Here is a 25,475-nt window from a genome sequence, read left to right as displayed (position 1 = left end):
CAAATTTAAGAATGAGGTGACCGATCATGAAAAAATGGACAAAAAATGTAGCAGCTTTGGTAACAGCGATGACCGTACTTGGTGGAGCAGGCAGTGCATTTGCCGCAACACCTGTTGTGAATTCCGTGAAATCGGCTGAAACACAAAAAGCAACATCGGCAACGAAAACGTCGACTACCTCACCGGTGAAATCGAGTGCAGCTCCGGCATCCAAAACGTCTGCTGCATCATCAAAAGCGACGGGTTCTAAAACAGCGGCGACAACTACAGCTAAATCAACCAGCAAGACTTCTACTAAAACGCCAGCAAAAACTGCGACCAAAACAACAGCTAAAAAATCTGCTGTAAAAACTGCAGCAACCAAATCTGCTGCCAAAACAACCAAAAAAGTGAATCACAAAGCAAAAGCAGCACATAAAGCGAAAAAGGCTGCTCACAAAGCAAAAACAACACATAAAGCAAAAAAAGCTGCTCACAAAATCAAAGCGGTAACCCATAAAACAAAAGCAAGCACTCACAAGGCGAAACAAACAGCACATAAAGCGAAACAGGCTGCCCACAAAGCTTCCGCTACAGCCAAAGCTACCGCACATAAAGCAAAACAAACGGCACATAAAACGAAAAAAGCTGCTCACAAAATTGCAGCCCACAAAGCGGTAGCCAAAAAAGCAACAGCGGCCAAAGCAACAACGGCTAAAAAACCGGCAACAAAAGCACCAGCAGCCAAAACGGTAGCGCATAAAGCAACTGCAACAACGCACAAAACTGCAACTGCCGCAACACATAAAGCTGCAGCAGCTGCAACGAAAGCACCCGCAAAAACAGCAGTAACAAACAAAAACGATGCAGCAAAATCAAGCACATCCCATAAATAATATTATGTGTTCTGATGTGAGCTGGCTGTACCATGTCAGTCCGAAAACGAATACTACCGTGACATGATGAAAGACAGCGACAAACAAGACGGAGTTCTCTTATGGGACCTCCGTCTTTTCTCATAACATGGCGTAACTCTCTCAATATGTTTACCCAGCAATGGAAGTTTTGAAATGCTGCCTTGTACTCTGGTACATTAGTAGAGATATATTAAATAAAAAACATATCAGAAACGACATATTCATAATTGAGGTGGAAGACCTATGCCGCGTATTTTTGTAGTGGATGACGATCCGTTTATTTTACAGCTGATCACGGGTTACTTGAAAAAGGAGCAATATGAAGTGATCTCGTTCCCGCATGGCGGGGAGCTGATCGGCGAAGTCCGCTCGAAAAAGCCGGATTGCCTGATTCTCGATATTATGATGCCAGGTGTTGACGGCCTTACCCTCCTGACCGAGCTGCGAACGTTTACCGAGATTCCGATCATTATGGTGTCCGCGCGTGGAGAGGAGATTGACCGTTTGAATGGGCTGGAGCTGGGCTGCAACGATTTTCTGAGCAAACCTTTCAATCCACGTGAATTGGTAGCCAGAGTAAAAAGTATGCTTCGTCTAATTAATAGCAGCCGCGTATTATCCAGTAGTGAAGCAAGGGAAACAGAGCCGGATTTGCCCAAGGAGGGTGCGTACTTTAGTGTAGGAAACGTGCAGATATCTGAAGCATTCCGGCGTGTGGACGTTCGCGGACAGGAGGTCGGATTGACAGGCAGAGAATATGAGCTTCTGTTATTTCTGTCACAGCATCTGGATCGTCCCTTCAGCCGGGAGCAGCTGATTCAGCAGGTTTGGAATTATGATTTTTACGGGGAAGTACGCGTTGTGGATGATCTGGTGAAACGTCTCCGCAAAAAGCTGGTACAGGTACAAGCGACGCTGTCGATTGATACAGTGTGGGGGTTCGGCTATAAAGCGGCTGTGCATGTGCGATGAAGACGATACGCAGCAAAATGCTGCTTGCCCTGTTTGCAAGTATGCTGGTTACCGTTGCATTTACGGTCATATTTTTTATCCATCTCTTTGATGATATTTTATTGAATCAGGTCAAGCAGCAGTTAAATGGTCAAACGAAGAAGGCTGTCAAAGTCATTCGAGTGGATGATCTGGAGGACTTGGATAACGACAGCTTCCGTTTCTTTATCAAGGATATTCTTTTTTATGCAGACTATTTCGTTATTGACGGTAATGATAAAATTGTTGCTTCAAGCAGTGCCGGCCGTGTGGGAATGAAGCTGGAGGGGTTTCCGGGAACACACGAGGGATATATGATTTTGAATGGGAAAAAGGTGCTGTATAGTGAAGCGGAGCTGCCGCATAAACAATTTCGAGTGATCTTGTATTCTCCGCTCTCGTCACTCAGAGCTATGTATATCCCGTTATTCCGTACAACGCTTCTATCGATTGCTGCAAGCTTTGTTGTCATCCTGCTCATCGGGTTATTTGCGGTGTGGCGTACTGTGCGGCCGTTGAACCAGCTGAAGGAGGCTGTCAGCAAATATGAACCGAACATGCCGGATAAGGAGCAGTTTCTGCAAGCCGACCATACGGAGATCGGGGAACTGATTCATACTTTTCAATTGATGAGCAGCAGACTTGACGATCACCATCGTCAGCAGCTTGAGTTTTTACAGAATGTTTCTCATGAATTGAAAACGCCGCTAATGTCCATTCAAGGTTATGTTTATGCCATTCAGGATCAGGTCGTATCCACCGATCAGGGACTTGATATTATTGCTGCCCAGTCCCAGCGGCTCATTGATATGGTTGGAAAACTGATTCAGCTCTCAAGACTGGAGACTGTCGATGAGGAATGGCCTACGACTGTCATTGATTTGAAGAGTATGGCTGAGGAGGCGGTGTACCTGCTGATGCCAACCGCATTGCAGCGCGGCGTTCAGTTGTCTGCTGTGGCGGATTCATTCATGGTCGAAACAGCGGGAGAACAGCTGTTTCAGGTGCTGTTGAATTTGCTGCAAAATGCAGTTCGTCATACGCAAACTCAAGTCCAATTAACATTGGAGATTTCTGCGGCTGATGATGCGGACTGGATTTTTCATATTGATGATGACGGACCAGGCCTGAACGAGCATGACCGCCAGCATATTTTTCGACGTTTCTATACCGGGAACAATGGTGTAACCGGGCTTGGGCTTACGATCAGCAAACAGCTGGCGGCGCGATTACATGCCGATCTGCAATATAGCGATTCGCCTTTGGGCGGGGCGCGATTCACTCTCAGGCATTATCCGCCGGGTAAAGAAATACAGTATTTAGGCCAATAACATGCGTTATAAGTAGAGGTTATTGGCCTATACTAGAAATAGGCGCCCACATTCAGTAAACTCACTTGACAATGATCATGTCAGTTTGGTATTTTTGTATTACCGATTAGCACTCAACTAACTGGAGTGCTAACGACATGGGACAGTACAGTCAGAAGGAGGGAATACTCACCATGTTAACAGAGCGTCAACGAATGATTCTGAACGCTATAGTGGATGACTATATCCGTTCAGCTGAGCCCGTAGGGTCCCGAAGCATTTCCAAACGAGGAGATGTTGGATACAGTCCGGCAACGATTCGGAATGAAATGGCCGACCTTGAAGAGATGGGCTTTCTGGAACAGCCGCATACGTCAGCTGGACGCATTCCTTCACATAAGGGTTATCGATACTATGTCGATCATCTGGTTCCATGGAATCAGGTGGAGCCGCAGGAACTGGACGATTTGAAATCATTTTTTGCAGAAAAACTGAATGTCATGGAGCAGGTTATTCAGCATGCATCCAACATTTTGTCTCATATGACCAATTATACTTCGATTCTGCTTGGGCCTGAAGTGTTCCATACGTCGCTGCGTCACTTCCAGCTGCTTCCGCTGAATGATCAGGAAGCTGTAGCTATTATTGTGACCAACACAGGTCAGGTGGAGAACAAGACGGTTCAGATTCCTCCTGAAATTTCAGTTGCTGACATGGAGAATGTGGTTCGTCTGTTAAACAGTAAATTGGTAGGTGTGCCGATCTACAAGCTGAAATCTCGTCTTTACACTGAGCTGGGTCAGGAACTGGAACGCCATATTACACGTTATGAGGAAGTGATGCAGGTCCTCAACAGTGCGTTCGATAACGAGCATGACAATCGTTTGTTCCTCAGCGGAGCTACAAACATGCTGACGCAACCTGAGTTCAAGGATGTTGAAAAGGTAAAAGATATTCTGGATTTGTTAGATGAGACGCCAACCCTCATGAAATTAATGATGCCAGTTCCCGGCGGACAGGGGATTCAGGTGCGAATCGGTACTGAGAATGACCACGAAGCCTTTGCGAACTGCAGCTTGATTACAGCATCCTATTCATTGGATGGTGAGGCACTCGGTTCTATAGGAATTCTAGGACCAACTCGCATGGATTACGCGCGAGTTATCCATATTCTAAATACATTATCACGTGATTTGACGACGATGCTGACAACCCGCTTTAAATCATGAGACGGGAACGGCAAAGCGGTCTTGATGCATTTATATAAGGAGGTGAACATCTTGAAAGAGGAGCAATCATTCACAGAAGAACAAGAGGTAACAGCCGCTGAGCAGGAGCCAGTCAATGAGGCTGCAGCTGCAGAAGCGCAGGCTGAGGAGATAATCAATCAGGAGTCATCTGAACTGGAACGTTTGAAAGCAGAGGCTGAGGAAACACAGCAACGCTTTGTGCGTGCACAGGCTGATTTTGATAACTTCCGCCGTCGTACACAGAAGGAAAAAGAAGAGCTTGCCAAATACGCTTCGATGAAGCTGATCACCGAACTGGTGCCAGTAATTGATAATTTCGAACGCGCTATGGCTACAGTGCCGGAAGGTTCCGAGACTGAATCGTTTGCCAAAGGATTTCAAATGATTCTGCGCCAGCTGGAAACGGTGCTGACAAGCGAAGGACTGACTGCAATGGAAACGGTTGGACAACCGTTTAACCCTGAATTCCACCAAGCGATTATGCAGGTGGAGAGCGATGAGCACGAAGAGGGTATCGTTGTGGAAGAGGTTCAAAAAGGCTACATGCTGAAGGATAAAGTGCTTCGCCCGGCTATGGTTAAAGTGAGTTCATAATTCCTGGAACTAAGGGACGAAGTTTAATATACAGTTTTATACACATAGGTAACTTTTTATATAAGTTGAACTATTTTTATGCACGTTAACGGAGAGGACAGAAAAAACCTGAAAAAGCGAAGCGTTCGCCTTTATCACCGGATTTTCCCTTTGGAAAAGGGAATCAAAAAAATCTGGGGATAACAGCGATTGGAAGGTTATTCTGTCATCGGAGTGTCCGTGTAAACATTCTAGTTTTAACTTATATAGCACAATAAGGCTGATGAACAGTCTGATGATTCTAAAATGTTGAGGAGGAAATTTTCCGATGAGCAAAGTAATCGGTATTGACTTAGGAACAACCAACTCATGCGTAGCCGTTATGGAAGGCGGCGAGGCTGTTGTTATTCCAAACCCGGAGGGTGCACGTACAACTCCATCCGTAGTAGGTTTCAAAAAAGATGGCGAGCGTGTCGTTGGTGAAACAGCGAAACGTCAAGCGATCACCAACCCTGATCGTACGATCATCTCCATCAAACGTCACATGGGTACTTCCCACAAAGAAACAATCGATAGCAAAGATTATTCTCCACAAGAGATCTCTGCAATCATTCTGCAAAAGCTGAAAGCTGATGCAGAAGCATACCTGGGCCAAACGGTAACGCAAGCCGTTATCACCGTTCCGGCATACTTCAATGACAGTCAGCGCCAAGCGACCAAAGATGCAGGTAAAATTGCAGGTCTGGAAGTGCTTCGTATCGTCAACGAGCCAACAGCAGCAGCTTTGGCATATGGTATGGAGAAATCCGAAGACCAGACGATTCTCGTATATGACCTGGGTGGCGGTACGTTCGACGTTTCCATCCTGGAACTGGGTGATGGTTTCTTCGAGGTTAAAGCGACAAGTGGTGACAACCAACTGGGCGGTGACGACTTCGACCAAGTAATCATCGACTATTTGGTAAATGAATTCAAAAAAGATCAAGGTATTGATCTGAGCAAAGATAAAGCAGCGGTACAGCGTTTGAAAGATGCAGCGGAAAAAGCGAAAAAAGAACTTTCCGGTGTATTGACTACAACGATCTCCTTGCCGTTCATTACGGTTGCAGACGGCGTTCCTCAGCACTTGGAACTGAACCTGAGCCGCGCGAAATTCGAAGAACTCTCTGCAGGTCTGGTTGAGCGTACGCTTGAACCTACACGCCGTGCACTGAGCGATGCAGGAATGACTCCGAACGATATCGACAAAATCGTATTGGTTGGTGGTTCCACACGTATTCCGGCAGTACAGGAAGCCATCAAAAAGCTGACAGGTAAAGAGCCGCACAAAGGCGTTAACCCGGATGAAGTCGTTGCACTTGGTGCAGCTGTACAAGCGGGCGTATTGACGGGTGACGTGAAAGACGTTGTATTGCTCGACGTAACTCCATTGTCTCTCGGTATCGAAACTGCAGGTGGCGTGTTCACAAAAATGATCGAGCGTAATACAACGATCCCTACAAGCAAATCTCAAGTGTTCTCCACTTATGCAGATAATCAGCCTAGCGTTGAGATTCATGTCCTGCAAGGTGAGCGTGAGATGGCAGCTGGCAACAAAACGCTTGGCCGCTTCATGCTGGGAGACATCCCGCCAGCACCACGCGGTGTTCCGCAAATCGAAGTTAGCTTCGACATCGATGCTAACGGTATCGTTAACGTATCTGCAACAGATAAAGGTACGAACAAAACACAAAAAATCACAATCACTTCTTCCAGCGGTCTGAGCGATGAAGAAGTTGAACAAATGATGAAAGATGCTGAGCTTCACGCTGAAGAAGACAGAAAACGTAAAGAGCTTGTAGAAGCGAAAAACAGCGCAGACCAACTGATCTATTCTGTAGACAAAACCATCAAGGATCTTGGTGAAAAAGCAGATGCAGGCGAAGTAGAAAAAGCCAATGCAGCCAAAGAAAAATTGCAGGGCGTGCTCGCTTCCGACAATCTGGAAGATATCAAAGCAGCTACAGAGGAATTGACGGAGATCGTGCAGCAGTTGTCTGTTAAACTGTATGAGCAAGCTCAAGCAGATGCACAAGCAGCTCAAGGCGCTGAAGAACAACCACAAGGTTCCGCAAAACGTGACAACGTCGTAGACGCTGATTACGAAGTAGTGGATGAAGATAAAAAATAATTAATTCGCACTTGCTGCGAGTTAAACATCGGTGACGTTCGGATTAAAGGGAAAGTCATAGCCGGGGCTCCCGTGCTTTGACTTTCCTTTTGTCACGATGTGCGATAAGGTGAATGTTATGGGGGTGGAAGAGTGGCTGAAAAACGTGATTATTATGAGGTGCTCGGCGTTAGCAAAAATGCGAGCGACGAGGAGATCAAAAAGGCCTACCGCAAGCTGGCCCGTCAGTATCACCCTGACGTAAACAAGGCCGCAGATGCGGAAGCCAAATTTAAAGAAGTGAAAGAGGCTTACGATGTCGTAAGTGACAGCCAGAAGCGTGCTCAGTACGACCAATATGGTCACATTGATCCGAATCAGGGTGGATTCGGTGGTGGAGACTTTGGTGGCGGTGGATTTGGCGACATCTTTGATATGTTCTTTGGCGGTGGCGGTGGACGTCGTGACCCGAATGCTCCGCAGCGCGGGAATGACCTGCAGTATACGATGACCATTGAGTTCAAGGAAGCTGTATTTGGCAAAGAGACGGATATTACTATTCCGCGCACGGAGAGCTGTGATACCTGTCATGGTTCCGGAGCGAAGCCTGGAACGAAGCCGGAAACATGTTCAGTCTGCCACGGTAGCGGTCAACAGGAAGTGGTTCAAAATACGCCGTTTGGCCGTATGGTGAACCGTCGTGCTTGTTCCAACTGCAGCGGTACAGGACAAATTATTAAAGAAAAATGTACGACATGCAGTGGCAGTGGTAAAGTTCGCAAGCAGCGTAAAATTCATGTCCGCATTCCAGCGGGGGTTGATGACGGTGCACAGCTGCGTATGACAGGTGAGGGAGAGGGCGGTCTGCGTGGCGGCCCTGCAGGAGACTTGTACATCGTGATTCGTGTGAAGTCTCATGACTTCTTTGAACGCGAAGGCGATGACATTTACTGCGAAGTTCCATTGACGTTTGCGCAGGCAGCATTGGGAGATGAGATTGAAATCCCGACACTTACCGAAAAAGTGAAGCTGAAGATTCCTGCGGGAACGCAAACCGGAACGTATTTCCGTCTCAAAGGCAAAGGAGTACCGCGCCTGCGCGGTATGGGACAAGGGGACCAGCATGTAAAAGTGGTTGTCGTTACCCCGAGCAAGCTGAGTGATGAGCAGAAGGAGTTGCTTCGTCAATTTGCGGCTTTGGATGGCGAGCAGACGCATGAACATGAGCAATCTTTCTTTGATCGAGTGAAACGTGCCTTTCGTGGCGACTGATATATAAAGTGAAATGTAAGGGCATCTTCGTTAAGGAGATGTCCTTTTTGCTGTGCTTTTACAAAAAATTGTGCAAGCGAAACTATACAAGTTGAATAACAGCGATTGGAAGGTTGTTCTGTCATCGGAGTGGATGGTGTAAAATCTTTAGTTCAACTTATATAGAAGTCGCACCATTCGGTATATTCTGGGCCCGGTTGCGGAAGGATAATTTTGCGGGAACGATAGGCTAAGGGATACACCGAATGCAGGATGAGAAACGGAAGGAGCGGGTGGCAAATGACGGAGAAAAATATTTTGGCGTATTTCCACAGCCCGGAGCAGGCAGAAGGTGCAGCCAAAAAATTGGAGGCGTTACGAGTGGAGGATTTAGCGATTAATCGTTTCAGTCGTTATGCGGGTGTCGGCCCAAGTGGAGCCTCCTATAAACCGGGAGTCTCAGGCAGCTATTCCTCCTGGGTGCCGGATACATTAAACACGCATGCCAGCTCAGGTATTATGGCTGCTGCAGACCCTGCTGCAAGCGGCATGAGTGATGGTGGGCAAGGCGGGCCTACCGGAAGAGATATTTTATTGACGGTCGTAGTGGATGAATCGGTACACCATCGTGCAATGTCCATTATCGAACAAGCTGGCGGAATGATCTGATTTCGAGCAGCAGGTCGAACGGATCATTTACCCAGCCACGAAGAGGACAGAAAAAACTGAAAACGTGATTCAAGAAGGAGGAGCATGAACATGGCAGAACATGAACGCCCGGGCAAAATATTGACCAAAACCGAAAAGATGAAACGTATGCAATCGGCTAAAAATGAAGATGTAGAATTTAGCGCAGAAGCGGCGGATCACGAGGATTTGGAAGCATTGCGTCGCAGCGAGGCGGCGGATCGCCGTCAAGGACGGGAATTGGAATGACGGAGGATCGCTCCGCGGTCACACTTGAAGCTGTCTTCACAAGCTGGACGGAGGCAGAATCTGCACGCAGAGCCCTGGAACTGCTTCACCCTAACCAGCTGCGGATCGAGAGTATTGGCAGGGGGGCAGTTCAATCAGACTCGCGTGCCGTTTCCGGAGATGACCGCTCCCCTACAGCTGTCGTTGGCGGCTTTAGCGGCGAACTGAATGTACTTTCCCTCATCAGTGATGAGACCGAAATTTTGTCCGGAGGTCAGGTGTATGATGATTCGGCAAAGACTGTGTCTGGAGGCGTGACGCAAAGCATTTTGCTTACAGTGTCCGTATCTCAGGATTCTCTGCCGCAGGCTGCAGAGATGATTACACAGAACGGCGGACGGTTCTATTAATTTTGCGAAAAAGCACGCACGTACGAAAGGACAGGATATTCAAGCAGTCAAACTGCGGGGTATCCTGTTTTATTTGCTTTTATGACTATGCTTTGTGCTCTGGCTTGCTTGTGTAGTACAATAGTTGGGATGTTTAATTTAAGCAGGCGAAACCACGTTTTTAATCATTGAGGAGGCAAAACCACGTATGTTATGGCATGAACTAACAATACATACCACAGAAGAAGCTGTGGAGATGATCTCGAATTTTTTGCATGAAGCGGGTGCTGGAGGAGTATCGATTGAAGAATCCGGTACTTTAAATAAAAAGCGGGATACAACGTATGGCGAGTTATATGATGTTCCGCTTAATGATATCCCCGAAGGCTTCGCGGTCATCAAAGGATATTTTTCCGAAGGTACGGATATGGATGCCTTGAAAGCCGAGGTGAACCCGAGAATAGAGGAATTATCCGATTTCGGTATTAATGCCGGAGAGATTCGTTACGAGACGCGTACAGTGGACGAAAATGACTGGGCTACAGCCTGGAAGCAGTATTTCAAGCCTGTCCGTATTTCGGACCGTCTGACGATCAAGCCGACTTGGGAGGATTATACACCCGAGAGCGCGGATGAGAAAATTATCGAGCTTGACCCGGGGATGGCCTTTGGTACGGGAACACATCCAACGACAACTCTCTGTCTGCGCACACTGGAGAACGTGATCCAAGGCGGCGAAGAGATCATTGACGTAGGCACGGGTTCCGGCATTCTCGCCATTGGTGCGGTGCATTTGGGAGCAAAACATGTACTGGCCCTTGACCTTGATCCGGTTGCAGTTACAAGCGCCATGGAAAACGTGGAGCTGAACAACATGCAGCAGCAGATTACGGTCAAAGAAAGCGATCTGTTATCTGTTCTTGGAAGTCAGGACCCGGCTCTGGGCGTGAAGCTGCCTGTGAAAATTATCGTTGCCAACATTCTGGCCGAGATCATTCTGCTGTTTGTGGATGATGTATATAACGCGCTGGAGTCTGGCGGTATTTATATCGTCTCAGGCATATGGAAAAACAAAGAACAGGTCGTGCATGATGCACTTGTGGCTGCCGGATTTGAAGTTCGTGCCATCGAGCGTGAAGAGGACTGGCTGGCGTTTGAAGCCAGAAAGAGGTAGTCTATGGAGTTCTTGGAGCGTTTTATCCGTCTTCCCCTTGATCAGCTGCCCTTCTTTCTTGTCACTATTCTGATCGCATTTACCGTTCACGAATTTGCACACGCCTACTTTGCCAACAAATTCGGTGATCCAACGGCGAAGCTGCTCGGAAGGGTTACGCTGAATCCGGTTGTGCATTTTGATCTGCTAGGTGTATTGCTGCTGGTGATTGCAGGATTTGGATGGGCTCGTCCGGTTCCAGTGAACCGTGCCAATTTCGAGAAGCCAAGATTAATGGGAACCATCGTATCTGCCGTAGGTCCGCTCAGTAACCTGCTGCTGGCAATTATCGGTGCCATTATCTATGGTATGCTGTTTGGATCGGGTGTACTGGGGAGCATTGAAAATGAGCGAGTGGCTACTGCGCTGATGATCTTCCTGCCCATGTTCAGCATAACCAACTTTTTCCTGTTTATGTTTAACCTGATTCCACTGCCGCCGCTGGATGGTTATCGCATTCTTGAGGATGTGCTGCCCCCATCCATCAGCCGCAAGCTGCAGGGCGTAGAGCAATGGTCGATCTTTGTCTTTCTGTTGATTCTGGTCATTCCACCGCTGCAGGCCGTCACGATTCAGCCGCTGTATCTGTTCGCAACCGATATGTACAGAGATGTCGTCGGTCTGATTATTGAATTATACCTTAAATAAGCGAGCTGTTATTTGGGCCAGAACGCTGGTCAGAAGCACATAAAAGTTGTATGATCATCTGTGGCGATTGGATTCTCGCCTGCCGTCCGGCGGGGAGAATGCCAGTCATAACAGGAAAGAATGGGTGGACAGACATATGCAGCGATATTTTGTATCTGCAGAGCAGTTCAGTGAACATGCAGTGATCATTACGGGAGATGATGCCCGTCATATCGGCAAAGTCATGCGCGGCAAGCCTGGAGACAAGCTGATTGTCAGCGACGGAAACTCCAGAGAAGCGTTAGTGGCTATAGAAAGCATTGATGCTAGTGAAGTGAAGGCTGCGATTATCGAGCCGCTTGTTATGGATCATGAAGCACGATTAGACGTAACCGTTGCACAGAGTCTGCCTAAAGGCGACAAGATGGAAACGGTCATTCAGAGATGTACCGAGATCGGGGCCGTATCGTTTGTGCCTTTTTTATCGGAACGTACGATTGTGCAGTATGACGCCAAAAAAGAAGGCAAACGAATGGAGCGGTGGCGGAAGATTGCCAAGGAAGCTGCCGAGCAAAGTCATCGCAACCGCATTCCAACCGTTGAGCAGCCGCTTTCCTGGAAAGGGCTGTTATCTTCTTTTAGGGACTATGATCTGGTATGTTATTGTTATGAAAAAGAAAATGGCAAACAGCTGAGAGATGCACTCCAGCCGTTTATTGCTGAACTTGCTCCTGATGCAGGAGCAAAGGTGCTCGTAGTCGTAGGACCTGAGGGCGGCTTTTCCGAGAAGGAAACGGCTCAGGCTGATGAAGCAGGTGCGGTATCCGTTGGACTGGGCAAGCGTATTTTGCGGGCCGAGACGGCGGGTATGGCGGCATTAACTTGTATTTTATATGAATCCGGAGAAATGGGGGGAATGTAATTATGCCATCCGTGGCGTTTTACACTTTGGGCTGCAAAGTTAACTTTTATGATACAGAGGCGATCTGGCAGCTGTTCAAAAATGAAGGCTACGATCAGGTAGACTTCGATGAGCAGACAGCAGATGTCTATTTGATTAATACGTGTACCGTAACGAATACAGGTGACAAAAAGAGCCGTCAAATTATTCGTCGTGCCATCCGGCGCAATCCGGATGCGATTGTAGCGGTAACGGGATGCTATGCGCAGACATCACCTGCGGAGATTCTGGACATTCCGGGCGTAGACCTCGTGATCGGAACGCAGGATCGGGATAAAATTTTGCCATATGTCAAAGAAATTCAGGAATCCCGTCAGCCTGTGAATGCGGTGCGTAACATTATGAAAACCCGTGTGTTTGAAGAGATGGATGTGCCGGATTTTGCCGATCGTACACGTGCGTTCCTGAAAATTCAGGATGGCTGCAACAACTTCTGCACGTTCTGCATTATTCCTTGGTCCCGCGGTCTGTCCCGCAGTCGTGAAGCAAACAGCATCATTCAACAGGCGCATCAGCTTGTACAGGCGGGTTACAAAGAGATTGTTCTGACAGGCATTCACACAGGCGGGTACGGAGATGACATGGAAAACTATGATCTGACCGATCTGCTGTGGGATCTGGATAAAGTGGAAGGACTGGAGCGCATTCGTATCAGTTCAATTGAAGCGAGCCAGATTGATGATCGAATGCTGGATGTGATCAAACGTTCGGACAAGCTGGTTCGTCATTTCCACATTCCGCTGCAAGCGGGAGATGACACGGTATTGAAACGTATGCGCCGCAAATATACAACTGAAGAGTTCTATAACAAAATGCTGCGTATTCGTGAGGCGATGCCGGATGTAGCGATTACAACGGACGTTATTGTTGGTTTCCCGGGTGAAACGGATGAGATGTATCGTAACGGATATGAGCTGATGCGCAAAATCGGCTTCTCCGAAATGCACGTGTTCCCTTATTCCAAACGGACAGGTACTCCAGCAGCACGCATGGAGGATCAGGTGGATGAGGATGTTAAAAATGCACGTGTGCATGAGCTGATTGAGCTGTCCGAGCAAATGCAGCTGGAGTATGCTCAGAAATTTGTTGGACAAGTGCTGGAGGTTATCCCTGAAGGCGAAGCGAAGGGCCGCGAAGGCAGCGGCAAGCTGCATGGTTACAGCGACAACTACATCCAGCTGGTGTTCGATGGAACGCCTGATATGGTTGGTAAAGTGTGCCGAGTGAAGCTGACCGAAGCCGGAGCCAATGAAAGCCAGGGTACACTGGTTCGTGTGCTTGATGAGAATTTGAAGTCTGCCGCGATGTAATCACGGCGTCATGAACAAGGATTTCATTTCCTTGGGGAGAATACCCGGGGAGATGAGGTCCTTCTTTGCCAAGAACAGAAATGAAAGTGGACGGGGGAGAACAGCATGAACAAAAAAGAAATTTCAGCAGGCGGCGTGGTGTACAGAACAGGAGAAGACGGTCAGCTTCAAATTCAGCTCATCATGGATCGTTATGGCAAAATGACACTGGCCAAGGGCAAAATGGAAGCCGGAGAAACGATCGAGCAGACCGCACTTCGCGAAATTCTGGAAGAGACGGGCATGGTAGGCCGCATTGTGGAGCCGATCGATATTATCGCTTATACGTATCAGCACGCGGAGTTTGGACCAGTGGACAAGGAAGTGCACTATTATCTTGTGGAGGCGGAAGGCGGCGACCTGCAGCCTCAGATTGAAGAGATCAAAGGTGTAGACTGGTATACTCCCGCAGAGGCCTGGTCCAAACAGCAGCAGGACGGATATGATAACAATGACGAAATTTTGCGTACGGGCTTGAGCAAGCTGGGCATTTACGTATAAACGTTCGACTTGACGATATGTCACATGGAGCAAACGAGGCTTCCTGTGGGTCATGAGGCAATGCTGGAATACTGGAAGATTTAAACAACAGGTGTCTTGGTCGACGGGGTGTGGACAGGTGTTTTTTTGTGCCAGATGGGCAGGTAGCAGAACGGTAAAGCCAGCAATGAGCTGATGATGTTAAAAAGGGTCTGGGCATGCGCAATCTGTGCCCCGTTGTCCGCTGACAGCCACGCCGAAGCTGCGTGCAGCTGGCCGATCAGCGGCATAAACAGCAGCGCTCCCGCAATGTTGAGTACAACATGGGAGGCTGCTACAAATTTGCCTGCGGGAGCCCCGCCCGCGGCTGCAATAACAGCGGTGATGCAGGTCCCCACGTTGGACCCGATCACAATGGCGATGCCGATCTCCACAGGCAATACCCCTGTGGCTGCCAGCGTAATCGCCATGCTGATGACCGCGGCACTGCTGTGAATTAGCGCGGTCAGGCACGCACCGGCGAGGAAGCCCCACCACAGGCTGTCCGCCGAACGATCCAGAAACCACTGGAATACCCCCATGCTGCGCAAAGGAACAGCTATGGACTGCATGACCTGGATGCCTGTCATAACAAGGGCAAAGCCGGCTGCTGCCAAAAAGCTGAACTGGATATTCGCCAACGTATGACGAATACGTTCAGGAGCGAGCTGATTGCGTTCGGCAAGGATCACAAATAGAGCCCAGCCGGTAAGCGAGACCAGCAGCAGCGGCAGGGCAGCCCGTCCGAGCTGGAGACCGACAAGCTCTGTGGTCAGACACGTGCCGATGTTGGTTCCGAGGATAATGCCGAGTGTACGGCCATACGAGATTAAACGTGCGTTAGCCAGTCCAATGGTTAGCACGGTCACAGCGGTGCTGCTTTGCAGCAGCGCCGTTGCTCCGGCGCTGAAGGCCATGCCCTTCCACGGGGCAGAGGTGGCCCGATTCAACCAGCCTGCCAGCATCGGCCCAGCCATGCGCTGCAGCGCTGTCTCCATCAGCTTCATACCGCCAAAAAAAATAATAAGCCCATATAACAATGGCAAAATTATATCCCTGAACATGATAACATCACTCCTCCCGTCCCAATTGCTTATCACTTATCCTATGAGAAAGTGGAGACAAGCATGACAGGTAGAGAGGGAACATGAAACAAGCTGACGGCAATCGTGAGCACGGTGGATAAATTCATCTCGGGAGTGGTCTTTTCAAATTGCCAGCCCCCAATTCAAAAGATATGGTGATTCGGCAAACGTAGCGGAGGGGACGAAATCGAATCCAAAGAAGCGAAGCGGTCGCCTTTATCACCGGATTTTCCCTTTGAAGAAAGGGAATCGAAAAAATCTGGGGATAACTGCGATCAGAGGATCGATTCGTTCCCGAAGCGGTCACGTTGCCGCCCAAACCTATCTTTTAAACTAACTTACGAAAGAAGTGGATCAATCTTGCCATCGGTAACACTGGAACGCAGCCGCAAAAAACGGCTGGAACATGCGCATCCCTGGGTTTTTAAAAATGAAATTGCATCCGTTGACGGCAGCCCGGAGCCGGGGGATGTTGTAAATATTCTCAACCATCAAGGCCGCTACCTGGCGACGGGATACTACAACCCGACTTCTCAAATTACTGTCCGTGTCGTTTCTTATCAGCCTTTGGAATTCGAACAGATGGACACGGCTTTTTTTGCTGCTCGTTTCCGCGATTGTTTGCGTCACCGGGAACGCTTCATACAAGATGGTGAAGCCTATCGTCTCGTTTATGGAGAAGCCGATTTTCTGCCCGGCTTGATCGTGGATCGCTTTGGCAGCATTCTCGTTGTGCAGATCCTGACACTGGGTATGGACCGCTGTCGTGAAGCCATCGTGCAAGCACTCATTGAAGTCATGCAGCCGGAAGGTATTTATGAACGCAGCGATGTGTCCATTCGTGAGCTTGAGGGTCTGGAGCAGGTCAAAGGTCCTCTCTACGGAGATTGTCCGCGCCATGTAACCGTGACTGAGAATGGGCTGCTCATCAAAGTAGACATCGTAGAAGGGCAGAAAACAGGTTATTTCTTCGACCAGCGTGAGAATCGTGCGGCTATTGAACCGTTGATGAAAGGCTGGGGATACAAAAGCGGCATTACCATGCAGCAGATTGAGCATGAAGGAACCGAGCAGATGCTGCCTGTAAACAAGAGCGGCAAAGTGGTTACGTTCCCGTACTGGGATGGTGCGACTGTGCTGGAATGTTTCTCGCATACCGGCAGCTTTACGCTGAACGCCTGCAAATATGGAGCGAAGAAAGTAACCTGTCTCGATATTTCCGAGCATGCCATCGAAAGTGCACGAACCAATGTGGATCTGAATGGTTTCACCGATCGGGTTGAGTTTGTAGTAGCGGATGCCTTCCAGTATTTGCGTGAGCAGGTCAAAGGGCTGGATGAGCGCAATGCACGGGCACGGGCCGCGGAGCAAAAGGTGGACACGTCCAAGGCGTTATCCAGTGCAGGTAAAACGTTCGATGTGGTCATCCTTGATCCTCCTGCATTTGCCAAAACAAAATCAGCAGTCAAAGGGGCTTGTCGCGGGTACAAGGACATTAACCTGCAGGGCATGAAACTTGTCAACGAGGGTGGATATCTGGTGACCGCGAGCTGCTCCTACCACATGCGTCCTGATCTGTTCCTCGAAACGATTGCAGATGCGGCTGAAGATGCAGGTAAAGTGCTGCGTCTGATCGACTGGAAAGCTGCCGGCAAGGATCACCCGCAAATTCTGGGGGTAGATGAAGGCCATTACCTGAAATTCGCTATTTTTGAAGTGCGCAGCAAAAAGAATTAACAGACTTCCTTTTTTACATCAAGCTTGTAAACAACAGGGGCAAATAAAGTAACATCCAGGTTATAAGTCCACAGTGGATATCGCTGAGGGCTTTTTGCCATTCTCGTAGATGAGCGCCGTTTATGGTGGATCATGGCAAACGTATGTTCCGAAGCGAACAAGGTATGGTATACTGGAAATTAAAATCTTGAACGTGCAGTTTGGAGGATGACACATGTCCGTACGTTTTGTTATTGGCCGGGCAGGCAGTGGCAAAAGCACACTGATAACCCGGGAAATTACAACACTGCTTCAACAGGAGCCGCAAGGCAAACCGCTGATTTTGCTCGTTCCGGAGCAGAGCTCATTTCGGACAGAGCAGGCCCTATTGTCCTCAGGAGCCATTAAAGGCACGATGCGAGCTGAAGTGTTGGGCTTCCGGCGTCTTGCTTATCGCGTTATGCAGGAAGCTGGCGGATCTGCCCGTATTCCCATTGGAGCCGAGGGCAAAAAGATGCTTTTATATAAAGTCATACAACGTCGAAAAGAAGAACTCAAGCTGTTTGCTGCCTCGGGCAGCCAGCTCGGGTTTATTGGAGAACTGACGAATCTATATAGCGAATTCAAGCGTTACGAGGTTCATGCATCAGCGCTGGAAGAAGGGCTCACGGAGTGGGGAATTGCGTCTGCATCACCTATCTTGGAGGACAAGCTGCATGATCTGAGTCTGATCTATCATGACTACGAGAAGGAATTAACAGATTTATATATTGATGATGAGGACACATTGAATGAACTGACAGGTCGGTTGCCGGAAAGCAGCTGGCTGCAAGGAGCCGAGGTGTGGATTGATGGCTTTCATGGATTTACGCCACAGGAGCTGAGTGTGATTGGTCAGCTCATTCTTCAGGCCTCGTCTGTCACAATCTCCTTAACGCTGGATCGGGCTTACGAGCAAGGTGTGTTACCAGGGGAGCTGGAGCTTTTTTATCCAACAGCAAGCGCTTATGTGCGCCTTAAAGGCATGGCTGAGCATCTGGGTGTGGCGAGTGATACGACCGTACTCCATGCTGAAGTATTGCCTAGGTTTAAGGATCGGCCGGGACTTGCACATCTGGAGGCTGGCTTTGACCGGCGTGTTCGCTGGCGGAGTCATGGTGAGGATGCAGGCATACGATTGATCGCTGCCGAGAACCGGCGTGCCGAGCTGGAGGGAGCTCTGCGTGAGATGCGGCGTCTGGCCCAGGAGCATGGAGCGAGGTATAGGGATATGGCGGTGCTGGTTCGCAGTATGGAGACGTATGCCGATATTGCCGAGCCACTATTCAGGGATTACGATGTCCCCGTCTTTCTGGACCGGAGACGAAGTGAACTCCATCATCCTTTAGCTGAATTTATTCGTGCAGCACTGGATGTGGTTCGCCGCAACTGGCGGTACGAGGACGTTTTTCGCTGTGTCAAAACCGATCTGCTGCTTCCGCTGGATGGTTCTGTTACCCGTGAAGATATGGACCAGCTCGAAAACTATGTGCTCGCCTGCGGCATCCATGGATATCGCTGGACGGACGACAAGCCATGGAAGTACGTGCCGAGCTTGTCCCTGGAGGATCATGCTCAGGAAGCAAGAAGCCGGGGACGTGATGCTGTATTGTCACTGATGGAGAGATGTCGGACCGTCATTATATCTTCTCTCGGCATGTTTGAGAAACGAATGAAAAAAGCCAAAACGGCTGCCGCTCAATGTGAGGCGTTATTCCAGCTGCTGGAGGATGCTGACATTGCACACAAGCTGGATCAGATGTCTGCTCAGGCCAAAGCACAGGGTGATCCGGAGCGTTCCAGAGAGCATCGTCAGATGTGGGGGGCTGTACTCGATCTGCTGGACCAGATGGTAGATATGATGGGTGATGAACGTTTGGACGTGCATTTATTCGCGGGCATGATGGAAACCGGATTGACCGAGCTCAAGCTGGGGCTGGTTCCGCCTGCACTGGATCAAGTGCTGTTTGGTTCGATGGACCGTACACGTCTGCGGGATATCAAATACGTATTTATTCTTGGAGCAGTAGATGGCGAGTTGCCCGCGATCCCTCAGGATGGCGGGGTGTTAACGGAGCACGAGAGATTGCTGCTGACAGAGAGAGGCGTGGGTCTAGGACCTGGTGCAACGAGACTTATGCTGGATGAGCGCTTTCTCATCTATACGGCGCTGACAGCAGCCAGCAAGCAGTTATGGCTCAGCTATCCTGTAGCAGATGATGAAGGCAAATCTCTGCTGCCTTCCGAGATTGTGCGCCATGTACGCAAAATGTTTGCATTGCAGGAGCAGCCACTACTTGCCCAGCCGCCCGTTCTGGATTCAGAGGCTGTTCACCTCTCCTACGCTGTTCATTCGGAGCAAAGTCTTTCGATGCTCATTGGTCAGCTTCGCAGATGGCGCCGAGGCGAAGAGATTCCCGAGCTGTGGTGGGCCGTTTACAATTGGCATGTATCGCGGGAGAAGAGCCGTGCTCAGCTGGAAAGGCTGCTGGGCTCGATCTTTTACCGCAATCGTGCATTACAGCTGCAAACCTCAACGAGCCGAAGACTGTACGGTACAGAGGTTCGGACAAGTGTTTCGCGTATGGAACGATTTGTGACCTGTCCTTTCTCCCACTTTGCATCACATGGCCTGAAGCTTCGAGAAAGGCAATTATATCGGCTGCAGGCTCCGGATATCGGTCAGCTGTTCCATGCGGCATTAAGTCAGCTGGCGATGCGTCTGCGTGAGGAGAATCGCAGCTGGGGCAGCCTCACACCTGAACAGTGCCGTCAGGAGGCCGAGCAGACGGTGGAACAGATCGCTCCGCAGCTGCAGGGCGAAATTTTGCTGAGCACGAAGCGTTACGGGTATATTTTCCGCAAATTAAAAGACATTGTCAGCCGTGCATCCGTCATTCTGGGAGAGCAGTCCAGACGAGGCAGTTTTGAACCGATTGGGCTGGAACTTGATTTTGGGCCGGGCAAACCTTTGCCGCCGCTTCGTTTCGAGCTGGAGAATGGCTGTGTGCTGGAGATCGTGGGTCGTATTGACCGTGTAGATGTGGCCGAAGGCGAGAATGGTCTGCTGTTGCGGGTAATCGACTACAAATCCAGTCAGACGGATCTCAAGCTTCATGAGGTGTATTATGGCTTGTCCTTGCAAATGCTCACCTATCTGGAGGTGCTGCTCAGTGCTGCCGAGGAGTGGTTGGGGGAAACGGCGATGCCTGGAGGCACATTGTATTTCCATGTGCATAATCCGTTGCTGCAATCCGCAAACGGTATGACCTCGGAGCAGGCAGAGCAGGAGCTGCTGAAACGCTTTAAAATGAAAGGCCTGCTGTTGGCAGACCGCGATGCTGTGGCACAGATGGACCGTACACTGGACAAAGGGCACTCCGCGATTATTCCGGTGGCACTCAAGGCAGATGGAAGCTTCTACAGCAGTGCTGCTGTAGCGACGCCGGAACAGTGGGACACCTTGCTTGCTGCTGTTCGCGGCAATATTCGCGAGATCGGAACCCGGATTACGGATGGAGATACAGCCATTGAGCCGTATCGTATACAGCAGGAGGTGGCATGCACCTTCTGTCCTTATAAACCGGTCTGTCAGTTTGATGAAAATATTGAAGGAAATGATTATAAATTGCTGTCCAAACCGGGCAAACAGCAAATCTGGGATATGCTGTCTCACAGCAGGGAAGGGGAAACGTCATGATGAATATGCCAAAACCGGAAGGCAGCTTCTGGAGCGATGATCAATGGAGCGCCATTGCTGAGCATGGGGAAGATATTCTGGTCGCGGCTGCTGCGGGATCGGGTAAAACGGCTGTTCTGGTTGAACGGATTATTCGCAAAATCGCAGACCCTTCCCAAGGATTCAGTGTGGATCGCTTGCTTGTAGCTACGTTTACGAAGGCGGCGGCCGCGGAGATGAAGCAGCGTATTCGGGAAGCGCTGGAGCGTGCACTCGAAGAGCAGCCCGAGGAAGAACATCTGCGCAGGCAGCTATCATTGCTCGGACGGGCCTCCATTACAACACTGCATTCCTTCTGTATGGAGGTCATTCGCAGGTACTATCAGCAGATTCCGCTGAATCCGGCTTTTCGCATCCTGAATGAAAATGAGGCTGAAATGCTTCGACAGGAACTGCTGGAGGAGCTGTTTGAGGAAAAGTACGGCGAAGAGCAGGAGGGAAGCACATTCCGCGAACTGGTGGACTGGTTCAGCGGGGAACGAAACGACGATGCGATGCATCGGCTGGTGCAGCGTTTGTATGATTTCTCGCGAAGCCATTCATGGCCGGATCACTGGCTGATGCAGATGGCGGAAGCCTTTCAGGTGGAAAGTGTTGAAGCCCTTGGGCAATCGGCATGGGTACAGAGCATTCTGCGTGATGCGGCTCTTGCCTTGAGCGGAGCGGCAGGATTGCTGCGTCAAGGGATTCAGATCTCATTACAGCCTGAGGGTCCAGCTCCTTATGCAGAGACGCTCACAGCGGATCTGGCTATGGTGGAAGAGCTTTTATCCGCTGTGGAAGTTATGCCGTGGGAAAGGCTGCCCGAGGTATTCCAGCCAGCTGCATTTGGCAAGTTGAAGCCATGTAAAAAGGATCAGACAGATCCCGGGCTGCAGGAGCAGGTAAAGGAGCTGCGGGAAACGGCCAAAAAGGCAGTTACCGATCTGAAAGGTTCTCTTTTTGGCCGGAGTGCCTTCACCTTTTGGCAGGAGCTGGAGCAGGCTGCACCGCTTATGCAGGAGCTCTCCAGGCTGGTCAGCACTTTTGGCGAGCGTTACCGTCAGGCGAAGCAGGAACGTGCGCAGGTTGATTTTAATGACCTCGAGCACTATTGTTTGCATATTTTGCGGCATGAGGATTCCACGCCTGAACATTCAATGCCTTCCGATGCAGCGATGGAGTATCGTGCACGCTTTGACGAAGTGCTGCTCGACGAGTATCAGGATACCAATACGGTTCAGGAGGATATCGTCAGTCTGATCTCCAGAGAGAATCCAGGCAACCGATTTATGGTTGGTGATGTGAAGCAGAGTATTTATCGTTTTCGCTTGGCTGAACCAGGCCTTTTCATGAACAAGTATCGCAGCTACAGCGCGAATGCCCCTGGACATGCAGAGGATCATGGAGATAGCAGTACGCGTGAGGAGACAGGAACGGGAAAACGAATTGATCTCGCCCGAAATTTCCGCAGCCGTGCTGAAGTTGTACATTCCGTCAACGTCATCTTCAGACAGCTTATGAACGAAGGGGTCGCGGAGATTAGCTATGATGAACGGGCACAGCTGGCTTATGGTGCGTCATTTCCGCCAGAGACGCTTGGAGGGGAAGCCTATACTCCAGAGCTTATGCTGATTGATCGCCAAGGCAGCGGGCCGGATCTGGCGGATAGTACAGAAGAGGGTTCGGATCTGGCGACTTCGGCAGAATTGGAAAGTGCTGAGCTTGAAACAGCCCAGCTGGAAGCAAGGGCAATTGCCAATCGCATCCGGGAGATGGTCGGAGAAACAGACAAGCCTGCTCTCAGCGTATATGACAAGGCTTTGCAAACGATGCGTCCGGCACGTTATGGAGACATTGTTATTTTGCTGCGTTCGACGCTAATGTGGGCCCCGCTGATGATTGAGGAGTTCAGACAACAGGGCATCCCCGCTGGAGGAGAGCAGAGTAAAGGATATTTTCAAGCTACGGAAGTAGAGGTCATGTTGTCCCTGCTGCAGCTTGTAGATAATCCAAGACAGGACATCCCTTTAGCCTCTGTGTTAAGGTCTCCGATGGTTGGTCTGGATGAGGAGGAGCTTGCCCAGATCCGTCTGGGTGATAAAAGACAGTCGTTCTATGATGCCGTTGTATCAGCTGCAGGACCTTGGAAATCCGAAATGAGCGTGCCTGGTCAGCGTTTCATACCGGAACAAGGCTTAAAAGTGGATAACGTGATTCAGATGCAGTGGCCGGAAGCCTGGTCAGAGCTGGAACAGGCACAGCGGGAATCAGCGGTTACAGCTGAATTGCAAGTTGAAGCAAAAGAGAACGTAGAAGAGCATGCTCACATTGCTGAACAGGGTGAGGCAGTTTTCCAGGGGCACGAAGAGGTTTATTCGGCGCTGCAGCAGAAGCTCATTCGGTTCATGCGTCAGCTGGAGCAGTGGAGACTGGAGGCAAGACAGGGCAGTCTGAGTGAGCTGATTTGGCGCATTTATCGGGAAACGGGCTATCTGGACTGGGTTGGCGGACTTCCTGGCGGTCAGCAGCGTCAAAGTAACCTGAAGGCTCTGTATGACCGTGCACGTCAATATGAAGAGGCTACTGCGAATCGCGGGCTGTTCCGGTTCCTGACGTATGTCTCCCGATTACGTGAAAATGGTGGAGATCTCGGGACTGCGGCAAGTGGCTCGGGTGAGCAGGATAATGTCGTACGGATTATGACGATCCACCGAAGCAAAGGTTTGGAGTTCCCGATTGTTTTTGTCGGCGGCATCTCCAAAATGTTTAATCAGCAGGACCTGCACGCACCATTTCTAATGCACAAGGAGCTGGGGTTCGGTCCGAGATTTGTGGATCGCAGCAACCGGGTCGCGTATCCGACATTAGCCAATCTGGCCATAAGACGGCGTGCTCAGTTTGAACTGCTTGCAGAAGAGATGCGTGTATTATACGTGGCGTTAACCCGGCCAAAGGAAAAGATGATTCTGGTTGGTACGGTGAAGGATGCAGCTAAAAAGGCACAGGCCTGGTCTCAGGTGAAAGATAGCCCGGAGCTGGCTCTGCCGGACTATTTGCTTGCTGCTGGGCGAAGCTATCTGGACTGGATTGGCCCCGCATTGATCAGGCACCCTGATGCTGCTGTGCTGCGTGAGCTTGCAGGGGATCGCGATGCTTATTCAGCTTGCCTTGCGAGTGATGAATCACGCTGGAGCATCCGGATTGCTGCTGCAGATCAGGTGTCACGTAATTTGAATACAGATCATGTACAGAGCGAAGACGATGAAGATGGACTAAACGAATTGCGTAGAGAGCGCAAGGCAGCTCTGGAACGGATGCAGCCAGTCAGACTAGGAGAAGCAGCTCCAAACAGAGGTATTCACATGCACGTTGACGAGATGAACTTGCATGATCTGGTTCCGGATGAGAATCAGGCGCATGAACAGGGACAGCCTGATCATGACCAACATGCCCTGCTGCGTGAGGTTGATCGTCGGCTTTCCTGGACTTATCCGTATGAATCAGCTTCTCAAGTGGCGGCAAGCACGTCGGTAACGGAGATCAAGAGCCAGTCCTCTGTTCAGGAGTATGCTTCGTATGCCCTTTTAGAAGAAATGCAGGAGTTTCAAATAGAAGAAATGCAGGAGTTTCAAATAGAAGACATGCAGGAATTTCAGACAGAAGAAATGCAGGAACATCCAATAGAAGAGATACAGGAACCGCCGATTGAAGAGATAAAGAAACAACAGAGAGAGGCAATAAAAACACAACCGATTGAAGCAATACTGGAACAGCAGGATACAGCAGGTGCAACAGGCCAGAATATGTCGGAGACGAAACGTTCATTCAAGTTGCATTTGCGCCGTCCCAAGTTCATGGGGGAGAGACAGCTGACGGGTACGGAACGGGGAACCGTGTATCATACGCTGATGCAGCATCTCCCTGTAGAAGTGAACGTTGTGGATACAGAGGTTGTTGAACAGACGATTGCACGTCTCGTCGCTCTTCAGATTTTGCTTCCTTATCAAGTGGAGGCGATAGACCGAAGCGAGCTGACGTCCTTTTTTGATACTGAACCAGGCAGGGAACTGCTCCAAGCAGCATGGGTCAGAAGAGAGATTCCATTTACGTATGGGCTTCCGGCACATCAATCTCCGCAGGAGTGGCTTCGTGAACCGCGTCAGAGCGAGGAGCAGGAGCTGTCTGTTGAGAGTAGCCACGTCCAGGCAGTGCTTGAGAACGAAACCGTGCTCGTCAGAGGTATTATAGACTGTCTATATGAAGTGAACGGCGAGCTTGTTTTGCTGGATTACAAAACAGATCGGGTGCTGGAGCATCGCGGAGGACTGGAGCCGCTAGTCGAAAACTATCGCTTCCAGCTGCAGCTCTACGCACGGGCGATTCAGGATATATTGGGCCGTAAGGTTGATCATATGTGGCTTTATTTTTTCGATGGCGGTCATGCGGTCAAGTTGTAAAAGCTTTTGTTATATAATCTGCACGAAAGAGATTTGCACGATGAAACCGAGCGTTTCGATTTAAG

General features: G+C 49.7%; 19 protein-coding genes. 18 read left to right on the top strand and 1 reads right to left on the bottom strand.

Features of this window, described 5'->3' with window-relative positions:
• The first annotated feature begins 125 nt into the window (after window positions 1–125).
• The 15 genes from IEW26_RS03590 to IEW26_RS03520 all read left to right on the top strand — a co-directional run bounded on the left by IEW26_RS03590 (window position 126) and on the right by IEW26_RS03520 (window position 14,374).
• Entirely contained in the window at window positions 126–875 is a 750-nt protein-coding gene (locus IEW26_RS03590) for a hypothetical protein (protein ID WP_229729629.1), read from the top strand.
• 264 nt (window positions 876–1,139) lie between these two features.
• Window positions 1,140–1,868 (top strand): response regulator transcription factor, encoded by a 729-nt coding sequence (locus tag IEW26_RS03585; RefSeq protein ID WP_188591259.1) that lies wholly within the window; start codon window positions 1,140–1,142, stop codon window positions 1,866–1,868.
• The gene (locus tag IEW26_RS03580) at window positions 1,865–3,217 is read left to right on the top strand and encodes a sensor histidine kinase (protein WP_145404131.1); all 1,353 of its coding nucleotides are present in this window, start codon (window positions 1,865–1,867) and stop codon (window positions 3,215–3,217) included. Before IEW26_RS03585 ends, IEW26_RS03580 begins: the two co-directional genes overlap by 4 nt.
• Window positions 3,218–3,390: 173 nt before the next feature.
• The gene (hrcA, locus tag IEW26_RS03575) at window positions 3,391–4,425 is read left to right on the top strand and encodes a heat-inducible transcriptional repressor HrcA (RefSeq protein WP_111272145.1); all 1,035 of its coding nucleotides are present in this window, start codon (window positions 3,391–3,393) and stop codon (window positions 4,423–4,425) included.
• 51 nt (window positions 4,426–4,476) lie between these two features.
• Complete coding sequence (gene grpE / locus IEW26_RS03570) at window positions 4,477–5,040, top strand: nucleotide exchange factor GrpE (protein WP_373288408.1); 564 nt, start codon at window positions 4,477–4,479, stop codon at window positions 5,038–5,040.
• A 307-nt stretch (window positions 5,041–5,347) separates the two neighbouring features.
• Window positions 5,348–7,189 carry a molecular chaperone DnaK gene (gene dnaK / locus IEW26_RS03565; RefSeq protein ID WP_111273445.1) on the top strand — a complete coding sequence of 614 codons (1,842 nt, stop codon included), beginning with the start codon at window positions 5,348–5,350 and terminating at the stop codon, window positions 7,187–7,189.
• A gap of 132 nt (window positions 7,190–7,321) precedes the next feature.
• Window positions 7,322–8,440 (top strand): molecular chaperone DnaJ, encoded by a 1,119-nt coding sequence (gene dnaJ, locus IEW26_RS03560; protein WP_111273444.1) that lies wholly within the window; start codon window positions 7,322–7,324, stop codon window positions 8,438–8,440.
• 279 nt (window positions 8,441–8,719) lie between these two features.
• Entirely contained in the window at window positions 8,720–9,088 is a 369-nt protein-coding gene (locus IEW26_RS03555) for a hypothetical protein (RefSeq protein ID WP_111273443.1), read from the top strand.
• A 90-nt stretch (window positions 9,089–9,178) separates the two neighbouring features.
• Entirely contained in the window at window positions 9,179–9,355 is a 177-nt protein-coding gene (locus tag IEW26_RS03550; RefSeq protein WP_111273442.1) for a YfhD family protein, read from the top strand.
• On the top strand, window positions 9,352–9,744 hold the full coding sequence (locus tag IEW26_RS03545; RefSeq protein ID WP_145404128.1) for a hypothetical protein: 393 nt from the start codon (window positions 9,352–9,354) through the stop codon (window positions 9,742–9,744). Before IEW26_RS03550 ends, IEW26_RS03545 begins: the two co-directional genes overlap by 4 nt.
• 187 nt (window positions 9,745–9,931) lie before the next feature.
• Complete coding sequence (gene prmA / locus IEW26_RS03540; protein ID WP_145404127.1) at window positions 9,932–10,897, top strand: 50S ribosomal protein L11 methyltransferase; 966 nt, start codon at window positions 9,932–9,934, stop codon at window positions 10,895–10,897.
• 3 nt (window positions 10,898–10,900) lie between these two features.
• Window positions 10,901–11,584: a site-2 protease family protein gene (locus IEW26_RS03535; protein WP_111273439.1), complete on the top strand. Its 684-nt coding sequence runs from the start codon at window positions 10,901–10,903 to the stop codon at window positions 11,582–11,584.
• 136 nt (window positions 11,585–11,720) lie between these two features.
• Complete coding sequence (locus IEW26_RS03530; RefSeq protein ID WP_188591669.1) at window positions 11,721–12,485, top strand: RsmE family RNA methyltransferase; 765 nt, start codon at window positions 11,721–11,723, stop codon at window positions 12,483–12,485.
• A 2-nt stretch (window positions 12,486–12,487) separates the two neighbouring features.
• Window positions 12,488–13,834 carry a tRNA (N(6)-L-threonylcarbamoyladenosine(37)-C(2))-methylthiotransferase MtaB gene (gene mtaB, locus IEW26_RS03525; protein WP_145404126.1) on the top strand — a complete coding sequence of 449 codons (1,347 nt, stop codon included), beginning with the start codon at window positions 12,488–12,490 and terminating at the stop codon, window positions 13,832–13,834.
• Window positions 13,835–13,939: 105 nt separating this feature from the next.
• Window positions 13,940–14,374, top strand: a complete 435-nt coding sequence (locus tag IEW26_RS03520) for an NUDIX hydrolase (protein WP_188591258.1) — start codon at window positions 13,940–13,942, stop codon at window positions 14,372–14,374.
• A gap of 80 nt (window positions 14,375–14,454) precedes the next feature.
• Here the strand turns inward: IEW26_RS03520 and IEW26_RS03515 are convergent, their stop codons facing one another.
• Window positions 14,455–15,456, bottom strand: coding sequence for a Na/Pi cotransporter family protein (locus tag IEW26_RS03515; protein ID WP_188591257.1), 1,002 nt, complete (start codon window positions 15,454–15,456; stop codon window positions 14,455–14,457).
• Between the two features lie 381 nt (window positions 15,457–15,837).
• On the opposite strand from IEW26_RS03515, the gene IEW26_RS03510 reads away from it, so the two are divergent.
• The 3 genes from IEW26_RS03510 (at window position 15,838) to addA (ending at window position 25,410) form a co-directional block, all read left to right on the top strand.
• On the top strand, window positions 15,838–17,214 hold the full coding sequence (locus tag IEW26_RS03510; RefSeq protein WP_188591256.1) for a class I SAM-dependent rRNA methyltransferase: 1,377 nt from the start codon (window positions 15,838–15,840) through the stop codon (window positions 17,212–17,214).
• Window positions 17,215–17,428: 214 nt separating this feature from the next.
• The gene (gene addB / locus IEW26_RS03505) at window positions 17,429–20,932 is read left to right on the top strand and encodes a helicase-exonuclease AddAB subunit AddB (protein ID WP_188591255.1); all 3,504 of its coding nucleotides are present in this window, start codon (window positions 17,429–17,431) and stop codon (window positions 20,930–20,932) included.
• A complete protein-coding gene (gene addA, locus IEW26_RS03500; protein WP_188591254.1) occupies window positions 20,929–25,410 on the top strand; it encodes a helicase-exonuclease AddAB subunit AddA in 4,482 nt (1,493 codons plus the stop codon). Before addB ends, addA begins: the two co-directional genes overlap by 4 nt.
• The last annotated feature ends 65 nt before the right edge of the window (window positions 25,411–25,475 follow it).

This window comes from Paenibacillus silvae (genome assembly GCF_014639235.1).
GTDB classification, from domain to species: Bacteria; Bacillota; Bacilli; order Paenibacillales; family Paenibacillaceae; genus Paenibacillus; species Paenibacillus silvae.
This window is presented reverse-complemented; position numbering and strand designations above follow the sequence as displayed.

Excerpts from the sequence above, each read along its gene's own strand:
- mtaB (WP_145404126.1), top strand. The coding sequence starts at position 12,488 with ATGCCATCCGTGGCGTTTTACACTTTGGGCTGCAAAGTTAACTTTTAT.
- dnaK (WP_111273445.1), top strand. The coding sequence starts at position 5,348 with ATGAGCAAAGTAATCGGTATTGACTTAGGAACAACCAACTCATGCGTA.
- IEW26_RS03545 (WP_145404128.1), top strand. The coding sequence starts at position 9,352 with ATGACGGAGGATCGCTCCGCGGTCACACTTGAAGCTGTCTTCACAAGC.
- prmA (WP_145404127.1), top strand. The coding sequence starts at position 9,932 with ATGTTATGGCATGAACTAACAATACATACCACAGAAGAAGCTGTGGAG.
- addB (WP_188591255.1), top strand. The coding sequence starts at position 17,429 with ATGTCCGTACGTTTTGTTATTGGCCGGGCAGGCAGTGGCAAAAGCACA.
- IEW26_RS03550 (WP_111273442.1), top strand. The coding sequence starts at position 9,179 with ATGGCAGAACATGAACGCCCGGGCAAAATATTGACCAAAACCGAAAAG.
- hrcA (WP_111272145.1), top strand. The coding sequence starts at position 3,391 with ATGTTAACAGAGCGTCAACGAATGATTCTGAACGCTATAGTGGATGAC.
- IEW26_RS03530 (WP_188591669.1), top strand. The coding sequence starts at position 11,721 with ATGCAGCGATATTTTGTATCTGCAGAGCAGTTCAGTGAACATGCAGTG.
- IEW26_RS03580 (WP_145404131.1), top strand. The coding sequence starts at position 1,865 with ATGAAGACGATACGCAGCAAAATGCTGCTTGCCCTGTTTGCAAGTATG.
- IEW26_RS03555 (WP_111273443.1), top strand. The coding sequence starts at position 8,720 with ATGACGGAGAAAAATATTTTGGCGTATTTCCACAGCCCGGAGCAGGCA.
- addA (WP_188591254.1), top strand. The coding sequence starts at position 20,929 with ATGATGAATATGCCAAAACCGGAAGGCAGCTTCTGGAGCGATGATCAA.
- IEW26_RS03535 (WP_111273439.1), top strand. The coding sequence starts at position 10,901 with ATGGAGTTCTTGGAGCGTTTTATCCGTCTTCCCCTTGATCAGCTGCCC.
- IEW26_RS03585 (WP_188591259.1), top strand. The coding sequence starts at position 1,140 with ATGCCGCGTATTTTTGTAGTGGATGACGATCCGTTTATTTTACAGCTG.
- IEW26_RS03515 (WP_188591257.1), bottom strand. The coding sequence starts at position 15,456 with ATGTTCAGGGATATAATTTTGCCATTGTTATATGGGCTTATTATTTTT.
- IEW26_RS03520 (WP_188591258.1), top strand. The coding sequence starts at position 13,940 with ATGAACAAAAAAGAAATTTCAGCAGGCGGCGTGGTGTACAGAACAGGA.